At 57.2% G+C, this 23,848-nt stretch carries 21 protein-coding genes and 2 pseudogenes; 13 read left to right on the top strand and 10 right to left on the bottom strand.

Annotation, left to right across the window (positions count from 1 at the left end; genetic code table 11):
* Positions 1-155 precede the first annotated feature (155 nt).
* Both M5G11_RS27260 and M5G11_RS27255 read left to right on the top strand, forming a co-directional pair.
* Positions 156-1,070 (top strand): CFI-box-CTERM domain-containing protein, encoded by a 915-nt coding sequence (locus tag M5G11_RS27260; protein WP_273911957.1) that lies wholly within the window; start codon positions 156-158, stop codon positions 1,068-1,070.
* Positions 1,071-1,531: 461 nt separating this feature from the next.
* A complete protein-coding gene (locus M5G11_RS27255; RefSeq protein WP_273911956.1) occupies positions 1,532-2,353 on the top strand; it encodes a hypothetical protein in 822 nt (273 codons plus the stop codon).
* Positions 2,354-2,714: 361 nt separating this feature from the next.
* Here M5G11_RS27255 and M5G11_RS27245 read toward each other — a convergent pair whose 3' ends face one another.
* Both M5G11_RS27245 and M5G11_RS27240 read right to left on the bottom strand, forming a co-directional pair.
* Positions 2,715-3,605, bottom strand: coding sequence for an alpha/beta fold hydrolase (locus tag M5G11_RS27245; protein WP_273911955.1), 891 nt, complete (start codon positions 3,603-3,605; stop codon positions 2,715-2,717).
* A 2-nt stretch (positions 3,606-3,607) separates the two neighbouring features.
* Positions 3,608-4,687: a sugar phosphate isomerase/epimerase family protein gene (locus M5G11_RS27240; RefSeq protein ID WP_273911954.1), complete on the bottom strand. Its 1,080-nt coding sequence runs from the start codon at positions 4,685-4,687 to the stop codon at positions 3,608-3,610.
* Between the two features lie 106 nt (positions 4,688-4,793).
* On the opposite strand from M5G11_RS27240, the gene M5G11_RS27235 reads away from it, so the two are divergent.
* On the top strand, positions 4,794-5,402 hold the full coding sequence (locus tag M5G11_RS27235) for a TetR/AcrR family transcriptional regulator (protein WP_273911953.1): 609 nt from the start codon (positions 4,794-4,796) through the stop codon (positions 5,400-5,402).
* Positions 5,403-5,521: 119 nt separating this feature from the next.
* On the opposite strand, the gene M5G11_RS27230 is transcribed toward M5G11_RS27235, so the two are convergent.
* The gene (locus M5G11_RS27230) at positions 5,522-6,865 is read right to left on the bottom strand and encodes a tetratricopeptide repeat protein (protein WP_273911952.1); all 1,344 of its coding nucleotides are present in this window, start codon (positions 6,863-6,865) and stop codon (positions 5,522-5,524) included.
* Between the two features lie 458 nt (positions 6,866-7,323).
* Here M5G11_RS27230 and M5G11_RS27225 point away from each other — a divergent pair, with 458 nt between their 5' ends.
* From M5G11_RS27225 to M5G11_RS27215, 3 genes are read left to right on the top strand one after another with little or no spacing between them, the layout of a single operon-like run.
* Complete coding sequence (locus tag M5G11_RS27225; RefSeq protein ID WP_273911951.1) at positions 7,324-9,366, top strand: TonB-dependent receptor plug domain-containing protein; 2,043 nt, start codon at positions 7,324-7,326, stop codon at positions 9,364-9,366.
* The gene (locus M5G11_RS27220) at positions 9,353-10,654 is read left to right on the top strand and encodes an ABC transporter substrate-binding protein (RefSeq protein ID WP_273911950.1); all 1,302 of its coding nucleotides are present in this window, start codon (positions 9,353-9,355) and stop codon (positions 10,652-10,654) included. The genes M5G11_RS27225 and M5G11_RS27220 overlap by 14 nt, the downstream gene beginning before the upstream one ends.
* Complete coding sequence (locus M5G11_RS27215) at positions 10,651-11,985, top strand: di-heme oxidoreductase family protein (RefSeq protein WP_273911949.1); 1,335 nt, start codon at positions 10,651-10,653, stop codon at positions 11,983-11,985. The genes M5G11_RS27220 and M5G11_RS27215 overlap by 4 nt, the downstream gene beginning before the upstream one ends.
* A 69-nt stretch (positions 11,986-12,054) precedes the next feature.
* Here the strand turns inward: M5G11_RS27215 and M5G11_RS27210 are convergent, their stop codons facing one another.
* From M5G11_RS27210 to M5G11_RS27720, 5 genes and pseudogenes are all read right to left on the bottom strand, one after another.
* Positions 12,055-12,411, bottom strand: a complete 357-nt coding sequence (locus tag M5G11_RS27210; protein ID WP_273911948.1) for a hypothetical protein — start codon at positions 12,409-12,411, stop codon at positions 12,055-12,057.
* Between the two features lie 223 nt (positions 12,412-12,634).
* Entirely contained in the window at positions 12,635-13,414 is a 780-nt protein-coding gene (locus M5G11_RS27205) for a hypothetical protein (protein WP_273911947.1), read from the bottom strand.
* A gap of 74 nt (positions 13,415-13,488) precedes the next feature.
* Positions 13,489-14,595: an NAD(P)/FAD-dependent oxidoreductase gene (locus M5G11_RS27200; RefSeq protein WP_273911958.1), complete on the bottom strand. Its 1,107-nt coding sequence runs from the start codon at positions 14,593-14,595 to the stop codon at positions 13,489-13,491.
* Positions 14,596-14,622: 27 nt separating this feature from the next.
* The gene (locus M5G11_RS27725; protein WP_420793834.1) at positions 14,623-15,459 is read right to left on the bottom strand and encodes a methyl-accepting chemotaxis protein; all 837 of its coding nucleotides are present in this window, start codon (positions 15,457-15,459) and stop codon (positions 14,623-14,625) included.
* An 18-nt stretch (positions 15,460-15,477) separates the two neighbouring features.
* A pseudogene (locus M5G11_RS27720) lies at positions 15,478-16,095 on the bottom strand (HAMP domain-containing protein); the annotation flags it as partial.
* 413 nt (positions 16,096-16,508) lie between these two features.
* On the opposite strand from M5G11_RS27720, the gene M5G11_RS27190 reads away from it, so the two are divergent.
* The gene (locus tag M5G11_RS27190; RefSeq protein WP_273911945.1) at positions 16,509-17,393 is read left to right on the top strand and encodes a DMT family transporter; all 885 of its coding nucleotides are present in this window, start codon (positions 16,509-16,511) and stop codon (positions 17,391-17,393) included.
* Positions 17,394-17,396: 3 nt separating this feature from the next.
* Here M5G11_RS27190 and M5G11_RS27185 read toward each other — a convergent pair whose 3' ends face one another.
* Positions 17,397-17,690: a hypothetical protein gene (locus M5G11_RS27185; protein ID WP_273925444.1), complete on the bottom strand. Its 294-nt coding sequence runs from the start codon at positions 17,688-17,690 to the stop codon at positions 17,397-17,399.
* 503 nt (positions 17,691-18,193) lie between these two features.
* Between M5G11_RS27185 and M5G11_RS27180 the strand changes: the two genes are divergently transcribed.
* The 6 genes and pseudogenes from M5G11_RS27180 to M5G11_RS27155 all read left to right on the top strand — a co-directional run bounded on the left by M5G11_RS27180 (position 18,194) and on the right by M5G11_RS27155 (position 23,021).
* Positions 18,194-19,015: a hypothetical protein gene (locus M5G11_RS27180; protein ID WP_273911943.1), complete on the top strand. Its 822-nt coding sequence runs from the start codon at positions 18,194-18,196 to the stop codon at positions 19,013-19,015.
* A gap of 199 nt (positions 19,016-19,214) precedes the next feature.
* Positions 19,215-19,958, top strand: a complete 744-nt coding sequence (locus tag M5G11_RS27175; protein WP_273925442.1) for a hypothetical protein — start codon at positions 19,215-19,217, stop codon at positions 19,956-19,958.
* Between the two features lie 79 nt (positions 19,959-20,037).
* Positions 20,038-20,820 carry a hypothetical protein gene (locus tag M5G11_RS27170; RefSeq protein WP_273911941.1) on the top strand — a complete coding sequence of 261 codons (783 nt, stop codon included), beginning with the start codon at positions 20,038-20,040 and terminating at the stop codon, positions 20,818-20,820.
* A 159-nt stretch (positions 20,821-20,979) separates the two neighbouring features.
* Positions 20,980-21,213, top strand: coding sequence for a hypothetical protein (locus M5G11_RS27165; protein ID WP_273911940.1), 234 nt, complete (start codon positions 20,980-20,982; stop codon positions 21,211-21,213).
* A gap of 426 nt (positions 21,214-21,639) precedes the next feature.
* Positions 21,640-21,864: pseudogene (locus M5G11_RS27160) on the top strand (transposase); the annotation flags it as partial.
* A 428-nt stretch (positions 21,865-22,292) separates the two neighbouring features.
* Positions 22,293-23,021 (top strand): hypothetical protein, encoded by a 729-nt coding sequence (locus tag M5G11_RS27155; RefSeq protein WP_273911939.1) that lies wholly within the window; start codon positions 22,293-22,295, stop codon positions 23,019-23,021.
* Between the two features lie 550 nt (positions 23,022-23,571).
* Here M5G11_RS27155 and M5G11_RS27150 read toward each other — a convergent pair.
* On the bottom strand, positions 23,572-23,848 hold a 277-nt coding region (locus M5G11_RS27150), incomplete at its 5' end, for a hypothetical protein (RefSeq protein ID WP_273911938.1).

Below are 23,848 nucleotides of genomic sequence, written 5' to 3'. Positions count from 1 at the left end.
ACACTATTCCGAATAGCCAGATTTCGAAGGGCGGTGCCAAATTCCTTTATCTTTGAAAGACCTTCAGCGATGATATCATAATGAAATCACTGCAATGCAGGATGCCCTGCCTCTGCTCGCAGATCTGACCCTATCGTTTATGATGGAATCGAGAAATGGATATCAACACTCTAAAAGACTTGGCAAACTCCTCATTTCTTGCAAGTAGCTATAGAGACTCTTATAAGTACAGCTCCTCAATAATCGAAGCCGATCCCAATGAGTCAGAGGCTTGGCTTATCAAAGGCCTATCTGCTGCAGCAATGATGGTTGATGACGACACCATTAAAGTTGAAGAAGTCCTCTTCAGCCTAGATCGGGGCTTGAAGAATCACACGCCAAGTTTTGGCATTGAAAACACTCAGTCGCTTATAGAAAACTGCTACGCAGACATCATTAAAAGCCTGGAAGCTAGTCACAAAGAAAAAATCATTGATCACCACAAAGTGCCAATGCCGGCAGGCGGCTCAGCAGTGCTCCACCGTTTAGCTCAGAAAGGATTTGCACGGTTATCTGCGAAGGGCTTCATCCCCAAGCGCATCGCAGCAATCAGGCTTCTGGAGAAATCGCTTTCATTAAATGAGAACGAAGCCTCCTTGAAGTCCATCATAGCTGCTGTAGACTCCTTTTACTCTCATTCATCAGAGTACATGGACTACTTAAAAGATGAGCCGGAAGCCACATCCTACCTGTCGCAACTGAGAACCTCGCTAATATCAAAAGCAAATGCGGCTGGCATTCAAGTAAACACAGTACCACCTGCAAAATCAGGTTGCTTCATTGCAACAGCAGCCACAGGCAGCTATGACCATCCAAAGGTTCTAGTGCTGAGGTTGTTCAGGGATGAAATCCTTCAAAAGCACAAGCTCGGCCAGATATTCATAGCCTATTACTACAGGGTCAGCCCTTCGATTGCTTCCAAGATTGAAAATAGCGAACTGAGAAAGAAGCTGGTTCTTGGAGCATTCATAACCCCTCTAGCCTTCGTGGTCACTTGGATTGTCAAGGCCACACAAACCAAAAAGCGATAAGATCAGGAGCTTGATGTTGCTGGGGGTGCACCTCTCAGCAACTTCAAGCTTTGACATCAAATCAAGCAGTGATTTACTCAGTTGCCAGTCTGTCGGCGTTGTCCTCAATCGAGAAGTCATTGCCCATGATGCCCCGACGCTTCAGTTCCCAAGGTGACAACCATAGTGATGGCGTCCGTTTGTGTACCATTCCGTCCCGGTACGCCGCTCGCTGTCGACTGCGTTATGCGCCGATTCTTGCCTTTCGTGAAGGGCAGCTATGGGTCAAGAGCTGACGGCTGCGGGTGCCTGCTTTCGACCCAATGCAGACGTTCGGCCCGTTGCCGATATTTCTGAATCTTGCGAATTTGTTGCAGCCATGACAAGGCACACAACTGCAGAATGTGCTGTATGTCTGGCTTAATGCTAGCCGCTCCAGGGCCGCATAACTGGATCGTACTGCGACGTATTGAGGAGGATGGATGGGGGAGCCAAATGTTGAGCAGGCAGAGGCAGCTTACCGCGAGGAGTTGATCAAGTACGAAGAAGTTCTAGACGCCACAATGGACCTATCGCTGAATCAGCATGGAATCCAAACCGATGGCCGCGGACTTCGCGCGATGAGAATCCTCACAAGGCAGACTTTGGTTGCTATCAGCTTGTCTAGGCTATTGCCTTTTTCGCGGCGGACCAATGATCCTGAAGGTGGGTTCTGGGATATTTGCTCGGTAGCGTCCTTGACACGTAATCTGATGGAGGGCTACGTCGCGCTCTTTTACTCGGGAACCGAAGTCATCAGCGAAGAAGAGGCCGAGCTACGCTTCTTTCTAGGCCAGTACCATCGCAACCGCGAATGGCAGCACGTCCGAAAGCGACAGACGCCTGGCGATCCTGAGGTCTCGCGGGTTGAAGAGGGGCTTGCCAGTGAAATGAAGCGACTGAAAGAACACTCATTTCTGCCCCAATTATCGCCAGCCCAGCGAAATAAAGTGCTTAGGGGCGACGAAATGTATCTCACCAAAGCCGATTTAGAAGAGCGATCTCCAGTCGTAGGAAACTACCGTCTTTACTATCAGCTGCTTTCAACTCTGGCCCACCCACTGCCATTGTCGATCGAGAGAATTGACAACGATCGAGGAAGGGGCAATCGGGCCGTGGCTGACATTGCCTACATAAGCCTCTGCCTATCCCTGGCAGTCAGATTTCTTGCGGCATCAGTATTGTCGATCTACGACCACTTTCCTGAGTTGGAGAGTCGCCTGGCTGAACCACCAGTAAAACTTCGTCGTTTTGTCGCCGAATAGCGACGCACGATCACTGATTGACCGTACTTACTCGACGGCAGCTATTGGCCGTTTTCTGCCTTTGGTCAACAGCAGTTTTGAGTCGGAAAGCGACGGTCTCGTTTCGACCGCCGCAATGGATGGTCAGGCCTCAGTCTGCCCGGCCATTTCCAGGGCCAATCTCCAGGTATCTAACGGTGCTTCCAAGCTTCGTATGGCCAAGCATGCGTTGGGCTGCTCCTAGGCTCATTGACCTTCGAAAGATGTGCAATTTCTTGATTCTGCGTAGTGTGTGAGTACCGTACATGTGCTGGCCAAAGCGCTGTTCAGTGTTGCAAACGCAATAGTCCGCGCGCTCTTCTGAACCGTTACCGAGAAAAATTCATCCCCTGACATTCGCTTTTAAAAATGAGAGCAGGTGGTGATTGAACTCATCTGCGGCCTCTTCCATCACGAAATGCCCGCACTCGGCAATCACCGCACCCCGCAAGTCACTCGCATGATTCTTCAGTGTCAGCATGGGAGCCTCTTTTGTAGCGTACTCAGCGCCCAAGGCGAGCACGGGCATCGTCAATAAGCGTTGGGCACGTTGCTTGTTCTGGCGGATGGTTTCGGGGATCGCACGGTAGTAGGCGAACCCTGCGCGCAGACCACCCGGCGTGGAGTACGCTTGAATATAGGTCTCGGAGGCGACCGCATGACGCTTGAACGCCCAGCGATCAAACATGAAATCAAGGTAGGCGGCCTCCCTTCCCGTAATCAACAGCTCTGGCAAGTCGCGCACTTGGTTGAACATGAAATGCCACAGGAAGATGTTGTCCTCCGGGGCTACGAATATAGGGGGGGCTTCTGCCAATCCAGGAATGACGGCCTCTGTTACCGTCAGTGTCCACACCGCTTCAGGATGGTCACTGGCCAAGGCGTAGGCGATCCACATACCAACATCATGACCCACCAAATGATAATGGTTGAATCCCAGTTGCTGCATCGTCTGATGGAGAGTATTCGCAACGCTACCAGTGTCATAACCATGCTCGGGCCGGTCGGAATCTCCCAGACCAGGTGGGTCGATGGCAATGGCCATGTAGCCGTTGGCGGCCAGTGCTTGCATGACATGACGGTACGCATACCAGGTTTGTGGCCAACCGGGCACCAATAAAACAGGGGCGCCGGTACCGGCAGTTACGCAATGGATACGCACCCCTTGGGTTCGCACGTAGTGGTGGGTTAATTGCGCTTCGAGGGGCAGAGTGAAATCGGCAGCGTTGTTCATTTTCACGCGATTCCTTGCAGGTGCGTAGGAGAGAGGCCCAACATTGAATTGATTTGCTGAGCACTGACCGGCGCCCCAGCGAAGTCGTCGAACACGTGGTCAGTCACTTGAATGATGTGTTGATTGATAAAGGCCGCACCCTCGCGGGCACCCACTTCCTGATTCTTCAGGCAGCATTCCCATTCAAGGGTGGCCCACCCTTGATAGTCGAACTGGGCAAGCTTGGAAAAAATCTGTTTGAAGTCCACTTGGCCATCGCCCACGGAGCGGAACCTGCCCGCACGGTCGATCCAGTTGCTATAGCCGCCATAGATACCCTGGCGTCCCGTCGGGTTGAACTCGGCATCCTTGACGTGAAACATGCGAATACGCTCGTGATAGATATCCAGGTAGCTCAGGTAATCGAGTTGCTGAAGTACAAAGTGGCTGGGATCAAACAGGATATTGCAGCGAGGGTGCTCGCCCACCAAGGCATGGAAACGCTCGAAGCTCGTGCCGTCATGGAGATCTTCGGCGGGATGGATTTCATAGCAGAGGTTGACGCCTACTTCGTCACACGCATCCAGAATGGGTCGCCAGCGCTTGGCCAATTCATTGAAAGCAGCATCGATCAATCCCTCCGGGCGTTGTGGGAACGGGAACAAATACGGCCACGCCAACGAGCCGGAAAACGTACCCATCTCGCTCAAGCCAAGGCGCGCCGATGCACGTGCCGCCAGTTTTATTTGCTCGACTGCCCACTCAGTGCGTGCTTGGGGGCGACCCAGCAGGTGGTCGGGAGTAAACGCATCCCACATAGCGTCGTACGCGGGGTGCACCGCGACCAGTTGGCCGTAGATGTGGGTCGTCAATTCGCTGATCTGCAGTCCATGTTCCGCCAGCGTGCCTTTGATTTCATCGCAGTAGGTTTGGCTCTGCGCGGCTTGGCCAACATTGAACAAGCGCTGATCCCAGGCAGGAATCTGCAACGCTTTGAAGCCCTTGTCTGCGGCCCATTGACTGACGTTCGCCAAGCTATCGAAGGGTGCTTCGCCGCCGCTGAATTGCGCCAGGTGCAGGCTTGGACCTTTTAGAGTTTTCATCGAATGACCTATTGTTTGTTGATCGACAAAGAATAGGGTTGATTGGCGAAAATCGTCAAGTCAATTTGCGCTAAGATGCGCCATCACGATTTCCAGGTAAGACGGTATGGCAGGGCGACCACGGCAATTCGATAAGGAACAGGCGCTGGAAAAGGCCATGCTGCTTTTTTGGGAGCATGGCTACGAAGGCACTTCGATGTCAGCGCTTGTCGATGCGTTGGGTATTGCGTCTGCGCGCATTTATGCCGCATTCGGGAGCAAACGGCAGCTGTTCGAAGAGGCGGTCGCGCTGTATGAATCGGGAGAGGGTGGTTTTGCCGATCGGGCCTTGATGTTGGTTGATATCAACCAGGCGATCCGGCAAATGCTGCGCGATGCGGTAGACGTTTACACCTTACAAGACAGGCCCTGGGGATGCCTCGTGGTCAGTGCTGCAACAGGTGTAGCACCGGAGAATACGCCCGTGCTCGCCTGGCTTTCGGAGCATAGGCGTCAGCGTACGCAATCGATTATTGCTCGGCTGGAAGCGGCAATTGAAGATGACCAATTGAGCGATGCGATAAATGCTCAGGCGCTGGGAAACTTCTACGCTACCTTCTTGCATGGCATATCGGTGCAAGCGCGGGATGGAATCCCAAAGGATGCGCTGCTTGCGGGGGTTGATTGCGCAATGGCATTGCTCCCGCGGAGGTCTGGCCCAGACTGTCGCAGTTGATGATTGGACTTCTGCCTGCTCTGCCATTTCTAGTGTGGTGTTTCTGAAACACCACACTAGTTCCGCTAACGCTTTTGCCGGCAGCACTGCCAGGGTGTTTGTCAATAACCGACTTCCTGCTATCGCACATGGAGCGACTGCTGTAATTGATCAACGCGTACTTTCCAGGCGCGGTTGATCGGGCTCTCAGGCTTCAATGCAAGGCGCTCGCCAACCAGCGCCTCGGCAAGTGCGTGGTTGCCAAGGCGAATAGCGGCTTCAGTCAGCGTCCAAGAGAAGACATCACGCTGAGCGTGACTACCGCCGAAACGGTTTGCTTTGGCACGTAGCGGCATCAACGCTTCTATGGCTTGGGCGTAATCCCCACGACCAAACGCCACCAACCCTTCGCACGCTGGCACACCGATCTCCCTGCTCATCATGGCATTGGTACCACTGCCAGCAGCGGCTCGCCTCAGGGCATCCAACTGCTGCGTTTGTGCGCGGCTGTTTGCAGAGCCCACGAATGACATCATCGCGTTCACGTCGTTAAAGGCGTAGAAGCCGTCTTCACAACGGGACTCCCATTTTTTGGCCAGCCCTTGCCACCGATCTCCAACGTCATTGCCGAGCAGGGAGAGCCTCCAGAGCAGCGCTGATCCATCGAGTAACTCAAGCGCTTGCCCGAAGCCACCCGCTGAAATGCCCTCATCAAACAGACGAAGCGCGCCAGCCACGTCATTGGCTTCAAGAAGGAATAGTGCGTTGTGCCACCACAAGTGGAAGGCGAACAGGCTATTGGGAGCCCAGGCATTGGCGCTGGAGGAAAGGTATTTGGCCCCCTCTTCACTACGGCCCTGCATTTCCATGACATGGGTGACGGCATGCACTGCCCAGCCATCCTGCGGGTTCAAGGCCACAGCCTCGCGCCCCTGCGCTTCGGCGTGCCGATAATCCCCTGCCTCTTCCAGGCCAAAGGCATACATGCCTTTCACAAAGCCAAAACCAGGAATCTGTGTATCCCAGTGTGGCATCACACGCGCCACGCGATCACGTAGCATGTGCGAGTAACCCAGATAGAAATCGCCCAGATGGGCGAGTTGCAGTGCCAACAGATCGCGAGGGTGCTCGATCGACACACGCCCCCAAATGTCGATTGCCCGCTCCCAGTCACCGTCAAACCAAGCGCGTACTGCATGGATATGCTGCCGCTCGCGATCATTCGCTTTCGCTGCCAACCGCTCTGCCGCGTCCAGGCTTTTGCACAGCTCTGAGTCAAACGCTTTGTCAGTCGCCGTCGCAATCGCGCCAGCACGAAAGGCGTAGGCCAAGGCAAAATCCGGGTGCTCCGCGATAATCTTGTCAGCCGCCGCCAGAGGATCGGCTTGGTAGGCATGCAGTAAGTCGCAAGCGCTATCCAGAGCATCGATCGCCTCCTGTACGCCATAGGAAACAGGATTGCCACGCTTGTCGCGTTTGCTCATGGTTTCCTCCTGACCAGGCCCCAAGGACATACATGATCGAGATGTGAAGATCGCTCTCGATTGTCCCCCCGAATTTGGCTCAGAGACACTTTCCCGACGAAACGTGAATGGCTACTGCTGGCCGTTATCGACCTTTCGCGCCATATGCAGACGTTCGCTTGCAATCCACGCGGCCCAACCAAAGCCAAAAGCCTTCCCCCGAGCAAAAAAATCCCGAGCTCCAATCCCCTGGTAATCCAGCGCGCTATATATTTTTGTATACACCGTTGTCACATCCTGTGAACAACGCTAGGATTCGCGGCGGTTGGCGTTGTGCCAGCCTGCTTTTCCTTTACCGCGAGCGCTGGCTGGTCACGTCCTGGGGAGGTCGTGGCCCGATAAAAGCCGTCTACCGCTGTATACAATAACATATAACGTCGCCGGGCACCGCCTATGTCATGGCCGACACAGGAGCAGTAATGAAGCCGCTAACACCGCGCGCCTTGATGGTTGCCGTTGCAACCCTCGGCGCACAGACCGCCTTTGCGCAGCAAGACAACACCTTCACCCTCGGCGAAATCCAGATCTCCGCACCACAGGACGAAACGCTGGCCACCGGCGCCAGCGTCATCGACCTGAAAGACATCCGCCTGCATGACCGCGAGACTGTCGCCAGCGCCTTGACGCTGGCCCCAGGGGTCAACCTCGGCTACATCGGCGGGCGCGCCGAACAGGTGGTGTTCGTGCGTGGTTTCGACCGCTTGCAGGTGCCGGTATATATCGATGGCATCCCCACCTACGTGCCGTATGACGGCAACATCGACCTGGGCCGCTTCACCACTTACGACCTGTCGCGCATCCAGGTGGACAAGGGCTTTGCCTCGCTGCTGTACGGTCCCAATACCCTTGGCGGGGCGATCAACCTGGTGACCCGTCGGCCTGCGCAAACCTTCGAAGGCGAAGTGGGCGGGGGCTTGGAACTCACCGATCACGGCAACGTGAACGCCTACCGCAGCTACGCCAACCTGGGCTCCAATCAAGGCGCATGGTGGATGCAGGGCGGGGTGTCGTATGTCGATTACGACTACACCCAGCTGCCCGATGACTTCACGCCAACCAATAGCCAGCAGGGCACAGGGCGTCGGGAGAACAGTGACCACCGCGACACCAAATTCAGCTTCAAGCTCGGCCTTACGCCCAATGAAACCGATGAATACGTGCTCGGCTACGTGCAGCAGCAGGGCAGCAAGGGGCAGCCGCCATATGCGGGCGATCTGCCGGCCACCGGCCAACGCGCACGCTGGTGGGAGTGGCCGCGCTCAGACAACACCAGTGTGTTCATCGCCACCAAAACCGGCTTTGGCGAGCACGCGCTGAAAACCCGGGTGTACCACGACACCTTCAAGAATTCGCTGGAGAGTTTCGCGTATCGCAACGGGGTCGTCGGTGCTTTGCAGCAGGGCTTCCCGAGCAAATACGATGACGAGAGCACCGGCTTCTCGGTCGAAGGCGACCTGAGCCTGACCGAGGCCAACCGCCTGGGCATTGCCTACCACTTCAAGGACGACGTGCACCGTTCCCGGGATGGTTCGAGCCCCCAGACCTATTTCCGTGACCAGACCCAATCGATAGCCCTGGAAGACACCCTGCGCCTGAACGACATATTCAGCGTGGTGGGCGGTGTCTCCTACAACTATCGCAAGAGCCTGGACGCGCAGAACTACGGCACCACCGCCAGTTCGCCGAGGCAGGCAGTGCTGTATGACGAACCCACCGGCAGCAACGACGCGGTCAACGCGCAGCTCGGCCTGTTTGCCAACACCAATCCACTGTTTGGCAGCCACGACAACGGCCAGCTGCGCCTGACCGTGTCGCGTAAAAGCCGCTTCGCGACCATCAAGGATCGCTACTCGACGCGCTTCGGCACGGTGATTCCCAGCCCTGATCTGAAGTCGGAGCAGGCCACACACTACGAGTTCGGCTACAGCGGCCAGCTTGCCCCGCAGTGGAAGCTCGATGCCGCGCTGTTCGTGGCAAACATCGAAGACTCCATCCAGAAGGTGACGGTGCCCGCGGAGCCGACCTGTGCCGCGCCATGTGGCCAGTTCCAGAACATTGCCAAGGCACGCAACCAGGGCGTCGAACTCGGCATCAACGGCGATCTTGGCGATTGGGAACTGGCGGCAAACTACACCTGGCTCGACCGGGAAAACCTCAGCGATCGCGACCTGCACCCCACCGACACGCCACGCCATAGCCTGTTCGGCTCGGCCTCGTGGCATCTCGACGCCTGGCAGCACACCGCCAGCGTGGAGGCCGCTTCGCGCCGCTACAACACCTCGGACGCCATTCAGATGGCGCCGGGCTACGCGGTGTACAACCTCAAGACCGGCTACCGGTTCAGCAACGATGTGCTGATCGAGGGTGGCGTGCGCAACCTGTTTGATCGGTTGTATGAGTACAGCGAGGGTTATCCGGAAATGGGCCGTCAATACTTCGTGCAATTCAATGTGCCGCTGTAGCCGCTGGCTGGCGAGCCTGTTGCTGACGCTCAGCCCGCTGTTGAGTGCTGCGCCGCACACCGTGGTGGTGATGACCAGCTACCCGGAGGAAGTGATGACGGGGGTGGAGGATGGCTTTGCCCACGCTCACCCGGAGTATCGCCTGCAAATACTCTGGCGCCAGGGCTTCGATGCCTTGCCGTATCTGTTGCAGGCCGGGCAGGGCGGTGTCGATGTGTACTGGGCACCGTCACCGGGCAACTTCGCCCGGCTGGCGAAAGCGGGCAGTTGGCAGCCCCTGGGCATCCGCCTGGAGGGTTTGCCGGCGCAGATCGGTGGCTTGGCGTTGCGTGACCCGCAGCAGCGCTATCAGGCGACCGAACTGGCAGGTTATGGCTTTGCCATCAACGCCTCCGCGCTGAGCGAACTGGGGGTGCCAACCCCCAGGGATTGGCCCGACCTGCTCGACGCCCGCTTGCGCGGTCGCATTGCGCTACCCGACCCGGGGCGGGTCGGTTTCGCCCCGGTGTTGCTGGACATCGTGCTGCGGGCCTATGGCTGGGAGCGCGGCTGGGCCCTGTGGAGTGAGCTGGCTGGCCAGGCACGGCTGGTCACGCGCGGCGGCACCCTGGTCAGCGATGAAGTGACCAGTGGGCGTGCGGCAGTGGGCTTGTCGATCGATTTCTTTGTCGCCTCGGCCAAGGCCAACGGGGAGCCGGTGGACTTTGTCTATCCGGCCCATGGCGGCCTCAACCCTGCGTTTATCGCCATTACCGCGCACAGCCAGGCGCCGGCCGGTGCCAGGGCGTTTGCGCAGTTCGTGTTGTCCGAGGCAGGGCAAACGTTGCTGGCCGATGCCGACATCCGCAAGCTACCGGTGCGCCCAAGTGTCTATGCGCAGTTGCCGGCGCAGTACCATGACCCGTTCATTGCGGCGAGCCGTGGTGCCTATGACTATGGCAACGGCAGCTCACGTGAGCGCCTGGCGCTAATCAGCTCACTGTTCACGCAATGGTTGGGAATGCCCCACGACGCGTTGAACGAACTCTGGGTCCGCCTGCACGCTACCGAAGCGGCAGGGCATGACGTCAGTGCCGTACGCCAGCAATTGACCACGCCACCACTGGGTGCCGAGCAAGCCGAGGCGAAAGCGTTGCTGGCACTGTTTGCGGCACGCCAGGACAACGGCATGGCGCACACGCCGGCAACCGACCAGGACGAACTCGGCCGCCGGGAAATTGCCTGGCAGTTCCAGGCTGCACTGCGCCGTGCGGAGGCCGTCCGTTTGCTGGAGGGTATGGGCCAGTGATTGCCCTGCGCGCAGTTGGACTGTCGATCAGTTTGCTGGTGAGCGTGCTCGCCAGCGCCGACGTCACGCACACCGTGGCCAACCGTGAAGCTTATGCGCAGCCGTTCACTGGGCTTGACGACGGCCAGTTGGAACGCTTCTTTCGTGGGCGAGGCCTGTTCCGCCAGGCCTGGGTGGTAGCACCGTCTCGAGACGAGACCGTGGATGGACTCGGGCCGTTGTACAACCGGGTTTCGTGCATTGCCTGTCATCCCAAGAACGGCCGTGGCCAGGCGCCGGGGCAGGGGGAGGCGCTGCGCAGCATGTTGCTGCGCCTGTCGGTGCCGGGGCAGGACGCCCAAGGTGGGCCAAAGCCGCACCCGGTCTACGGCGATCAGCTCAACGAGCTGGGGGTGCCAGGTGTACCGGGGGAAGGGCGGGCCCATGTTCACTGGCAGGAACACGCGGTGCGACTGGGCGATGGCGCAACCGTCATGCTGCGCAAGCCGAGTATTGAGCTGCGCGAGCTGGCCTATGGTCCGCTGGACGAGGTATTGACCTCGGCACGGGTGGGCTCGCCGGTATTTGGCCTGGGTTTGCTGGAGGCCATCGATGCGAGCACCCTGCAGGCCATGGCCGCTGAGCCCAAGCCAGACGGCGTGACGGGGCGCGTCAACACAGTGTGGAGTGTCGAGCGCCAAGGTACCGAGGCAGGCCGTTTTGGTCTCAAGGCCAACCAGCCTGACCTGCGCCAACAGATCGCCCACGCGATGCTCGGTGATCTTGGCATTACCTCCACGCTGGCCCCGGAGCAGAACTGTACCCCCGCTCAACAGGCTTGCGCCCGGGCGCCACACGGCGGCGAGCCGGAACTGGACGCGTTGCAGCTGGGCGACCTGTATTTCTACCTCGCGCATTTGGCGGCTCCTGCCCGACGACAGCGGGCTGAGCCAGTGGTCATCAAGGGGGAGCAGTTGTTCTCTGCGATTGGCTGCACGGCCTGTCATCGCCCTGAACTGGTGACTGGCAAGCATCCGCTTTATCCGGCCTTGTCACAGCAACGGATAGCGCCCTACACCGATCTGTTGCTGCACGATATGGGTGCCGGGCTGGCCGATGGCCGCGAAGACTTTCTCGCTAGCGGCCGGCAATGGCGTACGCCTGCGCTGTGGGGGCTTGGGTTAAGTGAGCGGATCAATCCGGGCAGTGGTTTTTTGCACGACGGGCGAGCGCGGAGTTTGCAGGAGGCGATTGTTTGGCATGGGGGTGAGGCGCAAATTGCCCGGCAACGGTATGTCGGGTTGGGCGTGCAGGAGAGGGAGGCGATTCGGGTGTTTCTTGAGTCGCTGTAGGGGGACGGCAATATTTTGCGGGTTGGGGCTGTAAACAGTACAGCCCCCTTTTTATACTTGTCCTGAGCTTTAAATAGGAGTGAATGTTACCTTCGCGCTTCCAGAGTTATCACTTACTAGGAGGTGGTCTACGATAAAGACATAGACCGGACGATCAGCTTCAACTTTAATTACCGTCCCTTCCGACGCGTTCACCGTATAGAACCATTTTTCATAGTTCTTATCAATGGTTGGGCTGGTAGTGAAAAGAATGACCTGCTGTATGAGAGCGGTGCTACCGGAATTAAATTTCATCGTGTTCTCAGACAGCGTGACTGCGTACTTCCCGGGCGCCAAATTTACCTGTGTCGCGCCGCTGCCGCTTTCTGAAAGTTTAGTCAGGTTTATTGCTGATAGCGCATTTATCGTAATCGTTGTGGTAGACATTTCGTTAACTATCCTTGTTAGACCGAAATAGGTCGAACTTACTATAGTGTGGTTTTTGCTTTTTGATAGGCTGCTGCTTAAATTTCTTCGAGCATTTCACCTCCCACGCCAGGGCTTTCCCGGCCCATACCCGTCCAAGGCGGTCGTGGTAGTGGTGCTGGTCGCCGCAACATGGAAATGATTCATATGTAGACCTGGCAAGCGCCTTATGGATGCCGTCTACTTAATTTTCCGTATAGCCGTTACGGACCAGATAGGTGGCTATCAGGTTGCACACGACATTTATGGAAATAAATCGGGCCATCTGTTGCGTCGCCATCAGCACCACACCGACAACCCGCGGGTGCACCACATTTTTATCGCGTATGTCTTGAAGCAGTTCGATAACCGGCGAGCCACTGAAGCCTCGGTAGTCGTGTTCTTTCCAGTTCAGGTCGGTCAGGCAGTACTGATTGGGGAAGAGGCCGTCGACAGCGAGCTTGCCATAGAAACCTCTTGGCTGGACACGCATTTGCCCAGCCTCATAGTCGACCTCTGTCGCACAGTTCGGATGGTCGTGAATGGGGTATCCGAGTGCGCGCAAATTGCTCCCACGCGCCAGCGCCAATTGAAAAATTTCCTCGACTTCTTCCTGATGCATCAATGGCAATGCGCGTTCACGCAAGACCGCATAGTCGGCATCGCTGGTTTTCTCGCACACCACGTAAATGGCAATGTCTTCGACATCAGCGTCAGCTTTGTCATCGACGGTTGTCTCCATGGCACCACTGAACTGGGCGGCTCTATTCCCATGCTGAACAATAGGGATCATTAAGCGAGTGTCGGTGTCACCCTGGATGATGTCTTGTACGCAGTGCCGCGCGGTTACATAGAATATCGGCTTGAAGGGCGGGAAATGCACAAAGAAACCTGTGCCGTTGAGCCCTGGATAGGACTCAAGCCCTTTGCTTACCAAGATGTTGGGGGAAATGCTTTTGTACGGCATATGTTCAGCAGTGCTCATCGGCAGCTCACCTTACCGGGCCTGATTGATTGCAAATCGCGTGCGACTGGGGTCGCAATGATATAGCGGTGGCACTACTCAATCTGCAAACCTCGACGTTGACCCGGGCTATGCACTGAAAACCGCTCAGGCCGGCACGCACCCAGCAGGGGAGAAGCCTTGCCATCCATGATCTCCTCGCTAGCCAGACGCCCGACCACTGCCGCCAGCGCAACCCCCGGGTGCATCGTGCACACGTACACGCCGTCGACCTGCGGCAGGTAACCAATGATTGGCAGGCAGTCACTCGCAATGGGCCTGAGCCCGACGCAGGCCAGCTCGGTCTCGATCGACGTCACCCCGTGCAGCTCGTCCTGAATGGCGCTAGCGGTGCGGCGCGCAATTTCCAGCGGCTGGTTCTCCGGCGAGTCGTCCAGGTAATCCTCAGCCACCAGAAGCGTCCCTCCGGCGCCTTGGCGCACTTCCATTTGCGGGCTGGAGATAATCGTGCGCACCCGATCAGGTTGCGCGGCGTAGCGGATGAAAACGGCCGGCGAGGCGTCTATCGGCAGCGTCACTTCCAGCAGTTCGGCCAGCGTCGTGATACCTGTACCAGCGGCCAGCACGACCACATCGGCATCAATCACGCCCGATGCGGTTTGCACCCCCGTGACCTTGGCACCCTGGGTCGCAAAGCCAAGCACCGGCGTATGCGCGAGCACCGCCGTGCCCAGCATCGCGGCCCCCGCGACCAGCGCATGGGTGGCGGCCACGGCATCCAGTGCGCCTTGCGCACCAGCAAACACCGCCTGCTCGGGAGGATGCTTGAGGTTTGGTTCAAGCTCGCGTACCCGTGCGCCGGGCACCAGGGTCGTCAATGGCGATTTGTTCGGGTTTTGCAGCACTTGCTCAATGCCCTCCGTGTAGGAGAGGGCGCCTGTCCAACGAACCTTCAGCCCAGGCAGCTCCGCTTCGAGGCGCCGGTATTCCTGCAGGGCCGCACCGCGCAATGGCGCGATGGGGTCCGGCCCGTTGTGGGACGTGTTTAGCCAGGCAAACGAGGTGCTCGTCACGCCCGAGGCTATCGCGCCTGCTTCAATCAGGGTGACATGCGCACCGTTGCTGGCCAGGTGGTAGGCGACAGAAGCGCCGACAATACCCGCGCCAATCACAACAATGCGCTTTTCCGCACCCTGTCCCATATCAAACTCCATCAATCACTCTCTGCATCAGGTTCGGAAATGTACCACCAGGTTTTGCAAGTCGCTGCCCAAACGCGCCAGTTCGACGCTCGACGAGGCGATCTCGCTGCTGGCCAGGGCAGACTGGTCTGCGGTTTCGCGCACATGCAGCACGCTGCGGGTGATCTCGCCGACCACCGTGGACTGCTGCTCGGCAGCGCTGGCGATCTTCAGGCTCATCTGCTGGATCTCCGATACCTGGCGGGTAATCGCGGCCAGCGCGTCACCGGTGTTGCGCACACCGCTGACGGTGGATTGGGTCTGCTCGACGCTGGAATTCATGATCAGCGTGCTTTCATTGGCGATGCGCTGCAATTCGCCGATCAGTTGCTCGATCTCTTCGGATGAGGTCTGGGTGCGCTGCGCCAGGCTGCGCACTTCATCGGCGACCACCGCAAAGCCGCGCCCGGCATCACCGGCGCGTGCTGCCTCGATGGCCGCGTTGAGGGCCAGCAAATTGGTTTGCCCGGCCACGGCCTTGATCACTCCGAGGACGCTGGCGATGCGGTCGATTTCCTTGTGCAGGCGGTTCATCGATTCCGCCGAACTGCCGACTTCCCCGGCCAGTGCCTCGATCTGCGCGATGGCGTTGTGCGAAATGCTGGAGGCGCCATTGACCTCGCGGTCGGCCTGGCGCGCGGCGCTGGCGGCGTCTTCGGAGTTGCGCGCGACGGCTTGCACCATCGAGGTCATCTCGTTCATGGCGGTGGCCACGCGGTCGGTGTCGTTACGCTGGCTGTCGGTACCGGCCTGGGTCTGGGTGGTGATGGTCGCCAGCTGGCTGGCCGAGGCCGCCAGTTGCGACGAGCCACTGCCGATCTGCATGATCACTTCGCGCAGGCGCTGGCTCATGTTGCCGACCGCGCGCAGCAGTTGCCCGAGCTCATCGCGGCGGTTGCTGTGCAGTTCGACGGTAAGGTCGCCGTGGGAGATGCGCTCGGCGGCGTCCAGGGTTTGGCGCAAGGGCAGAATGATCTGCCGGGCGATGGCCCAGCCAATCAGCGAGCCGAGCAGCAGCGCTGCGGCGGAAACGCCGACCAGGATCGATTCCACGGTGCTGACACCGGCGGCTGCACGTTCTTCTTCTTTTTTGTAGAGCACGTTGATGTTGCTTTGCAGCTCGGACAACAACTGGTTGGCCTGCACGATGGCAGCGGCATCCACCGGTTGCGCGGCCTCTGCCGCTTGGTGCGCCTGGGTGTAGCTCTCAAGCCCAGTGTTCAGCTGTTGCACGATCTGCAAGTCAGCCACCGGCCATTCGCCACGCTTTGCGGCATCAAGCAATGAGGCCAGCGCTTGCTGGAGCTTCTGCTGGTGCTCGTTGTGGCTGCTGAGTTGGGCGTTGTCGGTGTTCAGGGCATAGAGGAAGTTCGCCTCGCGGGCGTACACCGTCTCATCGAAGACGGCGCCCAGCCGGCTGATCCGCTCAAGCGATACCTTGTCATTGCGCAAGCCTTGCATGCCGGTGGCTGCAAGCCACACCGCGAGTGCCAGCAGAACGCCGAAACCTAACCCCAGTTTTCGGGTAACAGTAAGATCTTCCAGTGACAATACCCGCAGCATGATCGCTCCTTGACGTGAGGAAACTCGGTTGACCCCTCACTATCGCAGCAATCTGATCCGGCTTTAGGGCAATGTGCCATCAATCGTGCGAAGTATTGATTTACGGCAGGTTTTACGGGGTCAAGTGCCCAAACACCTAGGCCTGGAGGCGCCTCCTTGGTCCGTATGCAGATGTGCCCTGAATAGAAAATCTTCATTGCAGTGAACCGGCTGAATGTAGAAGTATTCCGATAGATCTGACTTGGCGAGCTTGGCCTGCACCTGCGCACAACAAGTCAGCAAAGGTTTTCCATGGGATGGGCGGTGTGCCAATGACCACAAAAACAAAGGCGAGCCCACAGGGTCTCAGCCAGTCAGCCTGGGTGTTGCAAGCGGCCGTGTGCCTGGTGGCCTTTGCCGCCAACTCGATTTTCTGCCGTCTGGCGCTGATGGGCGGGCATATCGACCCGGAGTCGTTCACTGCCATCCGCCTGCTTGGCGGTGGGGTGTTCTTGCTGCTGGTGATCAGCCTGCGCACGCCGCGCCTGGGTATCGGCGGTAGTTGGCGGGGCAGCCTTTGCCTGTTCCTTTACGCCTACCTGTTCTCCATCGCCTACGTGCGGCTGGGGGCCGGGGTGGGGGCGTTGATCCTGTTTGGCGCGGTGCAGATCAGCATGTTCCTGCTCGCCTGGCGCCAGGGTGAGCGCTTCCAGAAAACCGTGTTCATCGGCATGCTCATGGCGTTCTGCGGCCTGCTGGCGATGTTGCTGCCAGGCGCCGATGCGCCGCCCATTGGCAGCGCACTGCTCATGGTGATGTCGGGCATGGCGTGGGGCATGTACTCGGTGCTTGGCAAGAAATCCGCCAACCCGCTGGCAGACACTGCTGGCAATTTTGTCAGAAGCCTGCCGCTGCTGGTGCTGCTCATCCCCAGTGTGGCCGTTGGCAATGGCATGCACCTGAGCGCACCGGGGGTGCTCTACGCGCTGGCCTCCGGGGTGTTGGCCTCGGGGTGCGGCTATGCGCTGTGGTACGGCCTGGTGAAACAGATCAGCTCGCAACAAGCAGCCACCCTCCAGCTCAGCGTCCCGATCATTGCTTCGCTGGGGGGCGTGTGGTTCTTGAGCGAGCCGATGTCGCTGCGCTTGTGGCTGGTTTCGGCGGTGGTGCTGGGTGGCGTGGCGCTGGCGTTGTCAGCCAAGCGCCGGGCGGGCTAGGGCTTAGCCGGTCTTGAGTTCACAGACCCCATTGGCGCGGTTCTTCCCGGTATAGGACACACTCGGGCTGCCGTCCGGGTTGATGCTGAGCGAAATGGTCACGCTCGCGCCTTTGGCTTCGAAGTAGTTGTCGTTGAATTTCTTCAGCTTGCCTTCCTTGCCATTGATATAGATCGGCCCGCCTTCATCGGCGTGGACTTCGATCTTGCCGGGGCAGGTGGCATTGAGCAGGGGAATGCCGGCGTAGGAAAGGCCCGGCAGCGCACACAATACGCCTAACAGCAGTAGCTTCTTCACAATGGCAATCTCCATACAGGTTGATCTCGGCGCAACGCCTGGCGGTGCTGACGTCCGACTGGCGATGATAATAGCGTCAAGCGTTGGCCCGGAGCAGGTTTTACACGTCGTCAAGGCTTAGACGTAAAGAAGGGCGCTCGACCTGCAAGGCAATCAAACGCTCGTTTGGTGAGGGTAAGACACACTTCGATGCCCACCCCGCGTGGTGGAGCGTCAGCCATCTCTTGCTGTTCCCACTTGTCACCACAGGAGCAGGGTGAGTCGCTGACGTGTGCGCTACGGTAACGATACTTAATGGGGCATAAGTTGAACATTAGACTATTGAAAATAGCTATAACCGCAGAGTGCCGGGTTTCAATATGGGTGTTTTAAATTCGAGGGTGGCGGTGGTTGCGATAAACAATACTAACTAGCGAATGCACGGCTGCCTATGGAAGTGTCGAGTTTAGTCATTCAGCATGCGAGCGCTTTTTCTATGGAAGGATGCAGAGGAAGTTCATGCTATGACTGATACAGGAATGGAGTTTATTGGTGCTGATCTGGTTGCTGTGGATGAAGTTGAATCTGCCCGAAAGGCGCTACTGGCCAGCGAGGCATTTAAAAAGTCACCGCGCATGGCCCGCTTGTTGGATTACCTTGTTGGCAAGGCGCTGCTGGGGTCGTACAGAGAGACCAGTGAATACGCGATAGGGATTGGCGTGTTTGATCGAGACCCGCTGTTGTACAGCCCAGGAGAAGACCCGGTGGTAAGGGTGCAAGTGGGGCGCTTGCGTACAAAGTTAAAGAACTATTATGCCTCCGCGGGGCGTAATGCCACGGTTGAGTTCGTGGTGCCGCTGGGTGGTTATATGCCGATCTTTCGACATAAGCGCCACCGCGTGAACCGCGAGCAAAAAGCCAGTGCCTTTGCTGTCTGTTTGTTCAAATGTGTTGCGCCCTACGCAGAGTGGGAGTGTTTTACCCAAGGCCTGCATGAAGAATTGACTCATCACCTGTATAAAAATCTGGGCAGAAAAATAGTTGTCGATTCGTCTGCCGATACCTGTAGAGGCAATAAGGATGTTGATTCCGTGCCGGCGTGCTCTGGTGTTAGCGTCGGTTATCGCCTTGAGGGCAGCGTCCACGTCGATGCAGAACGCATCAGGACGTCCGTGCGTTTGATTGATGTCACTACGGGCTGTGTGACCTGGTCGGAGCAATTCAATCGTGCAGCCTGTACCGCGATCGCCCACCAGCAAGAGTTGGCCTCATCCATTTGCCAGGCACTGCAACGCTTTTTGTCTGTGAGCAACGATAGTGTTCAAGAACATCTAGTAACCACATGACGACAGGGTATGACATGCCCGCCTGTGTGGAGATGAGACACCGCCGCGTTACGGTACTGATACTTATCCAACGTTTAGCAGACCGTTAAGATTTCAATCGAATCGCCGGGTTGCCTCCCCCGAGAAACATAGGCAACTCGGCAGTTCAGATCGCCAGTCGAGTGGGATCATCGGCTGACAAACTTTAATGTGTTATGGATTGACAGGTGAAAAAATGACTACGTTCACTATGGAGTTTGACTTTGGTTCGGCTGACCAAAAGGCCATCCTCACCGAGTTGCAAAAAAGTGGTTACAGCCTGATGGCCTATAAGGGCGCCGCCGGGCCAAATCAACTCACCAGCGGTGTACCGACCTGGTTCTCTGTACCCTTTGGCACCATGTTCGGTTTGGTGGACATCGACTACCAGCCGCAATACAAGTTGTACGTCACCAACCAAAGTAATATTGCTGCCAACACCACCATCCAGATGCAATCCATTTCAGATGCGTTGTCGCTGGGTAGTGCGCAAACCTTCAACGCGGATGGCAGCTTTGTGTCGGGAGGCGTGGAGGGGGTGGCATCTGACAGCCTCGGCCTGTTCAACAACCGACCTGCCGGTACGCCTCCGGTGACCGTGGGCCTTGCTGGCCTGGTCACTACGCCAACGGGCTCCAACTACCTGCCTTTCTGCGCCTTTACCTTGCACCCGCAGAACTCGATTGTGATGAAACCGCTGGAAACCATTTTGCTGGTAGCTGCACAGCAGAGCCTCAAGTCGGGTAGCGTTCAGGCAAACGTATCGGCACCCGGTTGCACGTTCTCGTTCAACGCCGGGACCGTCGAGTACGACCTGCAGGTCATGCCAAGTACTTACGCTATCACCAACCTGCCGAGCACGCCGTCGGTTAAACCCGTCAGTTCGGGTTCGACGATTGGGTTGATCGTTAACTCCGGCAACTGATTGAACTTTCCATAGCGGTGGAGCACCCGTATTCGCCTCGGCGGATGCGGGTGTTTTCATTTCTGCCAGGGGGTGTCCGATGGCTCGCGATAAGCTGAGTGTTCTCGTGTGTGCAGTGGTCGTCTGTGGGTTGTTGAGCCAGGCCTGCTGGGCAGGCCCGATGCAACTGACGCTGTATATGAATCTTGAAGCGCGCAAGTTTCTGATTTCTACCAATCAGCGCGTGGTCATTATTCGGCCTGATCCGTTGTCTAACGATGGCAAGTCGGTAATTGCAGCCCTGGTACTCCAGCCCATTGCTGATGCGACGACACTGACAGTTGATACAGACAGCGCACTGTACGTTGCCAATGGCCCCGTGACGGCCTTGAGTGTAATAACGATCGCATCTAGCTGCCCAGTAAGTTATGGCAATGCCTACAGTTTTGATGGTACTGAATTTAACGGGGAGGGCAGCGGCTGGGGCGGGCATGTCAGTGTGGAATATGACGCGCCGGCGAATGCGCAACCGATCCTTACCGGGTTGGCTGGGTTTATTTATGAGAGTGGCACGGACAAACCGTCGGCACCGTCACCGACCAACTATTACACACTCAACCTTTTCGAAACGCGCTATATCGATGCCCCGGCAGCCGTCGTTTGGGTATTGGTGGCCAGTGATATAAAGACCGGAAGTGTATTGCCGATTGAAATCCTCAAGCCCGTATCGCGTACGTCAGTCAACAGTAAAGCCATGCTGAAACAAAGCACGAGCGTGCAGACCAGTCGTTACCTGGCGGTGCCGTTAAGTACGTCGAGCGTAGCCGCTGTCCACTTTGATACGTCTATCAACGCCTTTGTTGATGGGGCGTATGAGCAATAACGCGCTTGTTGGTATTGGCTACGGTAACGCTACTTATCTATGAGCGATTACAGGCTGTAGATTGAAGTTGTGGGTGGTGCAAAGGTGCATAGCTGAGTGATTAGTGAGGCACTGGAGCTCAAGGCTCACTTCTTATAATGTGAATAGGACGAACTGAACATGACTGATATCTATAGCCCAGCAAAAAACCTTGTGGTTGCTCAAGGAGGACCGTATGGGAAAATAAACGTGGGCGACTATGTGTTTTATGTTGTTCAAAATTGCGATCCGGTTGCCGGGCCTGAGGCAGGAGAGCGATATACCCTGCGCGATGGCAACCGCCCGCAAATCTCTGTCGAATGTACTGCGGTAGCCACGGCTCAGAATCCGACTGCAACGTTCAAGGAGGTATAACGGTAGTTGTGGGGCGCCGCGATTTGTAGTGCGGCACACGGTAGCAGGCACCGTTACAGTGAGCGGTGCCTGCTGCTGTGTAATCTATGGCGGCGAATTGAGACCTTGCCCCTAAAGATCAATGCGGCTACCCTTTTGGCGTCGCTGCAAATTCAGCGATACGGGCTTGGCGGTCCGGTACGAAGGCGCAGAGCGCCCCATTTCTTCGCAGGCGCTTTTTTTGTGCCCGCGATGTCGTGTTATGGCGGGCTGCGCATGGACTTCTTCGGAAGTGCCGGTCCCTTCGTGCCGGTCCGCCAACCGTGTGCAGTTCGCCACCCTTTGCCCGCTTGGCGGCAGGTTCTGGTGATTCCCTCAACTACGAAGGATCTACACCATGACAAAAATCGTCCCTGGACCACCCGTTCTGCGCGTACGCAGTGACCTCACTTCATGCAGAACTGGTTTGGTTACAGTGATCCGGCGATGGAAGAGGCGCTGTACGAGACGACGATCTTGCGCCAGTTTTCCGGCCTGAGCCTGGAGCGAATCCCGGACGAAACCACCATTCTTAACTTCCGTCACCTGCAGGAAAGACACGAGTTGGCCGCTGGCATTCTCGGTGTGATCAATGGCTATCTGGGCGACCGTGGCTTGTCACTGCGGCTTGGTGAAAAACACTGCTCAGAGGGTGACGCTGTTCGCCCTGTCGAACCTGTGGATGGCGCGTCGACATTTGCTCTCCAGCGCAGGAGAGGTGCGCCCTTAATGAGGGAAATAGCTGCTGCGAGGCTCGTGCAGCGGCAAAAATGGATGAAATAAGCGGCAGATTTGATCGATTTTGAACGGCTGCCGTTTTTCGAAAGTGCCTATGGCTCAGCAGTCGAAAAATAGCAGCCTACTTCAGACCATCCTTAATGGAGCATAAGTTGAGCGTAAGACTATTGAAAATAGTTATAACGGTACACCAATAAGATTTCACACGAATCGCTGGATTGCCGTCCTCTTATAAATATCGGAAACTCAGCCGGTCAGATCGCCAGTCGAGTAGCGTCATCGGCTGCCAAACTTTAATGTGTTATGGAATGACGGGTGAGACAATGACTACGTTCAATATGGAGTTTGACTTTAGTTCAGCTGAGCAACGGGCCATCCTCGACCAGGTTCAGCGTGAAGGTTACAGCCTGATAGCCTATAAGGGCGCCACGGGGCCAAATCAACTCGCCTGCGGTGTCCCGGCCTGGTTTTCTGTGCCTTTTCATAGCATGTTCGGCTTGGTGACCATTGACTACCAACCGCAATACAAGTTGTACGTCAGCAGCCGAACCAGTATTGCGGTCAACACGACCATCCAGATGCAAAGCCTTTCAGATGCGTTGTCGCTGGGCAGTGCGCAAACCTTCAACTCGAATGGCAGCTTTGTGTCGGGAGGTGTGGCGAGTGTGCCACCGGACAGCCTCGGCTTGTTCAACAATCGACCTGCCGGCACGCCGCCAATAACCGTGGGCCTTGCTTGCCTGGTCAATACGCCAATGGGCACCAACTATCTGCCTTTCTGCGCATTTACCCTGAATTCGCAGAGCTCGATTGTGATGAGACCGCTTGAATCCATTCTGCTGGTAGCTTCACCGCAACGCCTCACGTCGGGTAGCGTTCAGGCAAACGTATCGGCACCCGGTTGCACGTTCTCGTTCAACGCCGGGACCGTCGAGTATGACCTGCAGGTCATGCCAAGAACTTACGCCATCACCAACCTGCCTGGCACACCGTCGGTTAACCCCGTCAGTTCGGGTTCGCCGATTGGGCTGATCGTCAACGGCGGCAACTGATTGAACTCTGAATTGCAATCCAGTTGCCGGGTTTGAGGCAGGAGAGCGATATACCCTGCGCGATGGCAACCGTCGGCAAATCTCTGTTGAATGCACTGCGGTAGCAGGCACCGTTACAGTGAGCGGTGCCTGCTGCCGTGTAATTTTTGGCGGCGAATTGAGACCTTGCCCCTAAGGATCAATGCGGCTACCCTTTCGGCGTCGCTGCAAATTCAGTGATCGGGTCTGCAAGCCCGCAAAGCAAAAGGCGCATAGCGCCACCTCCAAAGTCACTGGCGCTTTTTTGTGTCCGTGATTCGCTTAATGGTGGCTGCGTGTGGGAGACCTTCGGGTCTGCCGGGTCCCTTTTGCCCCGGTCTTGCAGACCTGCACGTAGCCGCCACCCAATCATCTGCAAGTGATGGTGGGCGGTTTTACTGCAAAAGGAGATACACCATGACAAAAATCGTCCCTGGCCCCCCCGTTCTGCGCGTACGCAGTGACCTCACTGCAGACAAAGCCATGGAGCATGCCTGTGAGCATATGGCGAATGCACTACGCGTCGCTCTGCTTACCACGGAAGCCGAAAAAGTGGCATCACAGCGCTGGCCGCGTCGGCCAAGCACCAGATTGATGTAGCCAGCATGTTGCTGGACATCGTCATCGCTGAACCGCAGGAAGCCAGAAAACCGCATTGATGGCTTGCTGAATAGCAAGTGCCTACGACAGAGCGATCGCCGATGCGATCACTCCGGTGCTGGGGATTAGCATTTTTATGAAGTTGATAGATGTATACGGTCTTGATACGCAGTGTTGAAAGGCAGCAATCGGCCCAGAGTGTGTCAAAA

This window comes from Pseudomonas fontis, from assembly GCF_028656955.1.
GTDB classification, from domain to species: Bacteria; Pseudomonadota; Gammaproteobacteria; order Pseudomonadales; family Pseudomonadaceae; genus Aquipseudomonas; species Aquipseudomonas fontis.
Note: the sequence above shows the minus strand (reverse complement) of the source record. Positions and strands in the feature narration are given on the sequence as shown.

Bases quoted from the DNA above. Each gene is read 5' to 3' on its own strand.
- M5G11_RS27235 (WP_273911953.1), top strand. From the start codon at position 4,794: ATGGCAGGGCGACCACGGCAATTCGATAAGGAACAGGCGCTGGAAAAG.
- M5G11_RS27220 (WP_273911950.1), top strand. From the start codon at position 9,353: ATGTGCCGCTGTAGCCGCTGGCTGGCGAGCCTGTTGCTGACGCTCAGC.
- M5G11_RS27245 (WP_273911955.1), bottom strand. From the start codon at position 3,605: ATGAACAACGCTGCCGATTTCACTCTGCCCCTCGAAGCGCAATTAACC.
- M5G11_RS27255 (WP_273911956.1), top strand. From the start codon at position 1,532: ATGGGGGAGCCAAATGTTGAGCAGGCAGAGGCAGCTTACCGCGAGGAG.
- M5G11_RS27240 (WP_273911954.1), bottom strand. From the start codon at position 4,687: ATGAAAACTCTAAAAGGTCCAAGCCTGCACCTGGCGCAATTCAGCGGC.
- M5G11_RS27165 (WP_273911940.1), top strand. From the start codon at position 20,980: ATGACTGATATCTATAGCCCAGCAAAAAACCTTGTGGTTGCTCAAGGA.
- M5G11_RS27725 (WP_420793834.1), bottom strand. From the start codon at position 15,459: ATGCAGATCGGCAGTGGCTCGTCGCAACTGGCGGCCTCGGCCAGCCAG.
- M5G11_RS27200 (WP_273911958.1), bottom strand. From the start codon at position 14,595: ATGGGACAGGGTGCGGAAAAGCGCATTGTTGTGATTGGCGCGGGTATT.
- M5G11_RS27170 (WP_273911941.1), top strand. From the start codon at position 20,038: ATGGCTCGCGATAAGCTGAGTGTTCTCGTGTGTGCAGTGGTCGTCTGT.
- M5G11_RS27190 (WP_273911945.1), top strand. From the start codon at position 16,509: ATGACCACAAAAACAAAGGCGAGCCCACAGGGTCTCAGCCAGTCAGCC.
- M5G11_RS27230 (WP_273911952.1), bottom strand. From the start codon at position 6,865: ATGAGCAAACGCGACAAGCGTGGCAATCCTGTTTCCTATGGCGTACAG.
- M5G11_RS27260 (WP_273911957.1), top strand. From the start codon at position 156: ATGGATATCAACACTCTAAAAGACTTGGCAAACTCCTCATTTCTTGCA.
- M5G11_RS27180 (WP_273911943.1), top strand. From the start codon at position 18,194: ATGACTGATACAGGAATGGAGTTTATTGGTGCTGATCTGGTTGCTGTG.
- M5G11_RS27155 (WP_273911939.1), top strand. From the start codon at position 22,293: ATGACTACGTTCAATATGGAGTTTGACTTTAGTTCAGCTGAGCAACGG.
- M5G11_RS27205 (WP_273911947.1), bottom strand. From the start codon at position 13,414: ATGAGCACTGCTGAACATATGCCGTACAAAAGCATTTCCCCCAACATC.
- M5G11_RS27210 (WP_273911948.1), bottom strand. From the start codon at position 12,411: ATGTCTACCACAACGATTACGATAAATGCGCTATCAGCAATAAACCTG.
- M5G11_RS27225 (WP_273911951.1), top strand. From the start codon at position 7,324: ATGAAGCCGCTAACACCGCGCGCCTTGATGGTTGCCGTTGCAACCCTC.